Genomic DNA, 4914 nt, shown 5'->3' with positions numbered 1-4914 from the left:
ACATCATTAAAAAGTAGTCTATCATCTCCATTATCGGCCATTCTTTTAAATGACTTTTCCCATCCTTTTCTTGGTTTAGAGAGGGGTTTAATAATTATTCTTAGTTACTATTATCCGAATAAATATATAAACTTTAATGCCGACAAAACAAGATTTTACTCGGATTAAAATATGACAGGCGGTAGAGGTTCAAGATATTTACTGCCTGCGATCCCTTCGACTACACTTCGACAGACTAAGTGACCGGCTCAGTGCATCGCTTTGAACTTTTCACCATGAAATAAATTCAGGGTCTACTTTGGACTTTAGACTTTGGACTTTGGACTTATATATTTGTATCTTTACGCACGAATTTTATTTAAGAGATTAAAGTTGAAAGATATACTAAACACGGAGATTTTTAAAGCAATTAACAACGCTGCAGAAACTTTAAAAGTTGAAGCTTACGTGATTGGAGGCTTTGTAAGAGATCATTTCCTTAAACGGGGATCAGCAAAAGATATCGATATAGTTGCTGTTGGAAGCGGTATAGAATTGGCTAAAAAAGTCGCTGAAATTTTACCGGGGAAAAACAAAGTTCAGGTTTTTAAGAATTTTGGTACTGCAATGGTTAAACACCACGATATTGAAATAGAATTTGTTGGAGCCCGAAAAGAATCATACAGGTCCGACAGCAGAAAACCTATTGTTGAAAACGGCAGTCTTGAAGACGATCAAAACAGGAGAGATTTTACAATAAACGCTTTAGCCTGGGGATTAAACCAAAACAATTTTGGAGAACTTCTTGACCCTTTTGGTGGATTGGATGACATGAATAACAAAACTATCCGTACTCCGCTTGACCCTGATATTACATATTCTGACGACCCGCTGAGAATGATGCGTGCCATTAGATTTGCATCACAGTTGAATTTTGAGATTGAAGAAGAGTCGCTAAATTCTATTAAAAAGAACAATAAGAGATTAGAAATAATTTCCAGGGAAAGAATAAGTGATGAGTTAAATAAAATAATGCTTTCCAAAAAACCATCTGTAGGTTTTAACCTCATGCACAAAACCGGAATCCTCGATCAAATATTACCGGAGTTAATTGCACTGCAAGGCATTGAAGAAGTTGAAGGTCAGCGCCATAAGGACAATTTCCATCATTCACTGGAAGTATTGGATAATATTTCTGAAAATACTGATAATTTATGGTTACGATGGGCTGCTCTTTTACACGATATCGGTAAAGCTCCGACAAAGCGCTTTGATAAAAAGATTGGCTGGACATTTCACGGCCATGAATTTAAAGGGATGAAAATGATTCCTAAAATTTTCAAGCGGCTAAAACTTCCACTCGGACCGGATTTAAAATTCGTTCAAAAAATTGTTATGATGTCTTCACGCCCGATTATAATAGCTGATGATACAGTTACAGATTCTGCCGTTAGAAGATTACTATTTGATGCCGGTGAAGATATTGAATCGCTTATGACTATGTGCGAAGCTGATATCACAACCAAAAATCCATACAGATTAAAAAAATACAGGAATAATTTTAAGCTCGTAAGAGTTAAAATGAATGAGGTTGAGGAAAGAGATAAAGTAAGAAATTGGCAACCTCCTATTACGGGAGAGTTAATAATGGAAACTTTTGATATTAAACCTTCAAGAGAAGTTGGAGACATAAAACTAGCTATCAGGGAAGCTATTTTAGATGGAATAATTCCTAATGAATATGATTCTGCCTACCAGTTAATGTTAAAAAAAGGTGAGGAATTAGGATTGAAAGCGATAAAGAATTAATTTTAAAAGGCAAATAATTAATAAGATGATATACAAGTTTAGAGTAGTTTTAGATCTGAACGACGAAGATGTTTTCAGAGATATAGAGATAGAAGAAGGTGCTTCATTCGAAGATTTGCACAATTCTATAGTACAAGCATGTGAACTGGATGGTCAGCAGATGGCTTCTTTTTTTATAAGTAATGATACCTGGGAACAAAAAGATGAAATTACCCTTTTTGACATGTCGGACGGACCAAAAACCGAAGATGCTAAAAAAGTAATGTCAGATTGGGCTTTACACGAACTTGTAAATGAGAAAGAACACAAACTTCTATACATTTACGACTTCTTTAGTATGTGGACCTTCTATGTTGAGTTACTGGATATTATGGATGTAGAGGCAGGTGTAGACTACCCCAGAATGGTAGCCTCCGTAGGATTGTTTCCGGAAGATGCTCCCGAAAAAGAATTCACAGCTGATGTAAATCCAAAAGAGTTGGATAATTTTGATGTATTCGATGGTGATGATACTTTCGATCAGGCCGGATACGACGATTTTAACGAAGACTGGAACTAATTACACAGTTTCATTTATATAACTCTAAATCAAAATTAACGTTACAACATAAATAATGCAAAAACCGGCTAATAAACTATGACTGATTTTGTATTATTACCATAAAATCAATTAATAAATCAAATATATTCTCAATCATGAAAAAGTTCCTAGTACTATTTGTTATTATAGGATTAATGTCGGTGGGATGTGGTACAAATCCTGTAACCGGACGTAAACAACTAAACTTTGTATCAGAGTCTCAGATATTTCCTCAGTCGTTTGCAGCCTATCAACAGGTGCTTGACTCAGTAAAGATATCTGACAATACCGTACAGGTAGAACAGGTAAAAAGAGTTGGACTAAAAATTCAAAAGGCTGTTGAAAAATTTTTCACAGAAATCGGTCAGCCCAATACACTTGACAACTATGAGTGGGAATATAATGTTATAGAATCAGAACAACTTAATGCCTGGTGTATGCCGGGAGGTAAAGTAGCCTTCTATACAGGAATTCTGCCTGTTTGTCAGGATGATGCCGGAATAGCTGTAGTAATGGGACACGAAATAGCACATGCCATAGCTAACCACGGTGCTGAAAGAATGAGTCAGGCTTCGGTACAAAATACGGTTGGACAGCTGGGAGCAATTGCCTTGGGAACAGCGGGTACAAGTGAACAGAATACTCAGTTAATACTTCAGGCTTATGGTATCGGCTCACAGGTAGGAATGCTGGCATATAGCAGGGACCACGAGTCTGAGGCCGACGAAATGGGAATATTGTTTATGGCTTTAGCCGGATATGACCCAACAGTAGCACCGGAGTTCTGGAAACGAATGCAGGCTATGAGTTCTGCTTCAGGAGGCCAAAATCCTCCCGAGTTTTTATCAACTCACCCACACCCTACTACACGAATTGACGATTTAAATAATATGATGCCTTATGCTGTTGAGGCTTATAAAACGGGATCGGTGAAGAAATATTTAGATTCTAAAAAGTAATAAATTTTCTTCTAAATAAATAAACGAGGGGTTCATCTGGTTCCTGAATGGCGGTTCCCGAGCAAAGTCGAGGGAAGCCGAAAGAAGAGGAACTCTCGTTTATTTTTATTATCAGCTTCAGCCCTACTTAAAGTATTTTTTTATTCTTTCCCTGTCTTCTATTGCTTTATTCGATTTATGATATATTTCGACAAATACAATGCGTTTTTCTTTTTCAAAATAAGCATAAATTATTCTGAACCCCGAATTTAACTCCCTTACCCTTAAAACTTTTGCTTGCTGTTTTTTTAACTTTTATAATACAATTTTCAATTCCCAAACCGTCAATTTGAAAACTAAAAGGGGACCTTTTAAAAATGTTCTATTTTCATACACTGATCACTCTAATTAGCAACTAGATTTACCTTGAAAAAATTAAATAAAAACGAATCACGAACATAGAAATAAGTAAAATAAGAAGTGAGCAAAATATAGAATTCATCTTGTAAAATAGTGATCCTTAATAAATTACCATTTTTTCGTATCTTAGTTTTAGGAAAATTTCAATCGAATAAACATATCAATAATATTCCTTAAAATCATGACAATCAAAAAGATACTTCCCTCCGGATATTATATTTTATTATCATCAATATTTATAATTATAACTTCGTGTGCAACTGTTTCGTATACTCCAAAAGTTACCTTAGATGTAAGTCCCAGAACAATTCACAAAAATGTTCAAATAGAGAAACTTAATGATTTAACATCTGGGAAAGACAGGAAAAATCCATTTACCGGCTTTTCCGTAACTAATGAAAAATCATTGGCAAATGACTTGGATATTGTGGTAACAAATTCTATTGTAGAAGATTTTTCAACAAATGGTGTTTTCGACAAAGTTAGCAGGAGAACCGAGAATGCTGATTTAATAATTAGAGGAGATATTAATACGTTTTATGGTAAATCGCGGGCCAACTTATTTGCTAAAATATCTTACTTTATCGGTATCGGGGCTATTGCTGTTGCCGCTGCAACTGCAGAGGATGCATATTATTGGGGCGCTGTTCCTATTTTAGTATGGTATTTTGGCGTACCTGTCAGGAAGAATGATGCCGAAATTGAGATAACATTAAATGTTTACAATAATAAAGATGAATTGCTGGGGACTTACAAAGGTATGGCCTACGACAAAACATCGTCTAACATGTACAAGAACGAATCGTTGGCGACACCTAATTTAACCAATAAGACCTTTAGCAAGGCAATACAGGATATCAGAGATCAAATAATGGGAGATTACGAAAAACTGAGTGGTGAATAATGATAATTACAGTTATACAGGTTTACTTTTATTTTCTGTACAAAACTCAATTACATTCTTTATAAACTTTAGCCAATTCAATAGGCATTCCACCTGATAAAAAAAGATCATGCTTGCGAAAAAAAGATACACTACCAAAGAAATAATTTTCTGGACGAGATGGGAAACAATCGGCTTTGCTATCCTGACGGCATTTGTAATATTTCTTTACGACATATTTGGATTAACATTTATACAAGTTCCCTGGACACCTGTTGCATTAATTGGTACTGCACTGGCTTTTA

4 protein-coding genes are annotated in these 4914 nt (G+C 35.3%); all 4 read left to right on the top strand.

Annotation, left to right across the window (positions count from 1 at the left end; genetic code table 11):
* Positions 1-372: 372 nt before the first annotated feature.
* Positions 373-1788: an HD domain-containing protein gene (locus tag ABFR62_12935; protein MEN8139328.1), complete on the top strand. Its 1416-nt coding sequence runs from the start codon at positions 373-375 to the stop codon at positions 1786-1788.
* A 25-nt stretch (positions 1789-1813) separates the two neighbouring features.
* Entirely contained in the window at positions 1814-2347 is a 534-nt protein-coding gene (locus ABFR62_12930) for a hypothetical protein (GenBank protein ID MEN8139327.1), read from the top strand.
* Between the two features lie 137 nt (positions 2348-2484).
* Positions 2485-3327, top strand: coding sequence for a M48 family metallopeptidase (locus tag ABFR62_12925; GenBank protein ID MEN8139326.1), 843 nt, complete (start codon positions 2485-2487; stop codon positions 3325-3327).
* A gap of 580 nt (positions 3328-3907) precedes the next feature.
* Entirely contained in the window at positions 3908-4630 is a 723-nt protein-coding gene (locus ABFR62_12920; protein MEN8139325.1) for a hypothetical protein, read from the top strand.
* The last annotated feature ends 284 nt before the right edge of the window (positions 4631-4914 follow it).

The sequence above is a fragment of the Bacteroidota bacterium genome (assembly GCA_039714315.1).
Taxonomy (GTDB): Bacteria; Bacteroidota; Bacteroidia; order Flavobacteriales; family JADGDT01; genus JADGDT01.
The sequence above is the reverse complement of the archived record's forward strand: the minus strand, read 5'-3'. Positions and strand labels throughout refer to the sequence as shown.

Excerpts from the sequence above, each read along its gene's own strand:
- ABFR62_12920 (MEN8139325.1), top strand. The coding sequence starts at position 3,908 with ATGACAATCAAAAAGATACTTCCCTCCGGATATTATATTTTATTATCA.
- ABFR62_12930 (MEN8139327.1), top strand. The coding sequence starts at position 1,814 with ATGATATACAAGTTTAGAGTAGTTTTAGATCTGAACGACGAAGATGTT.
- ABFR62_12925 (MEN8139326.1), top strand. The coding sequence starts at position 2,485 with ATGAAAAAGTTCCTAGTACTATTTGTTATTATAGGATTAATGTCGGTG.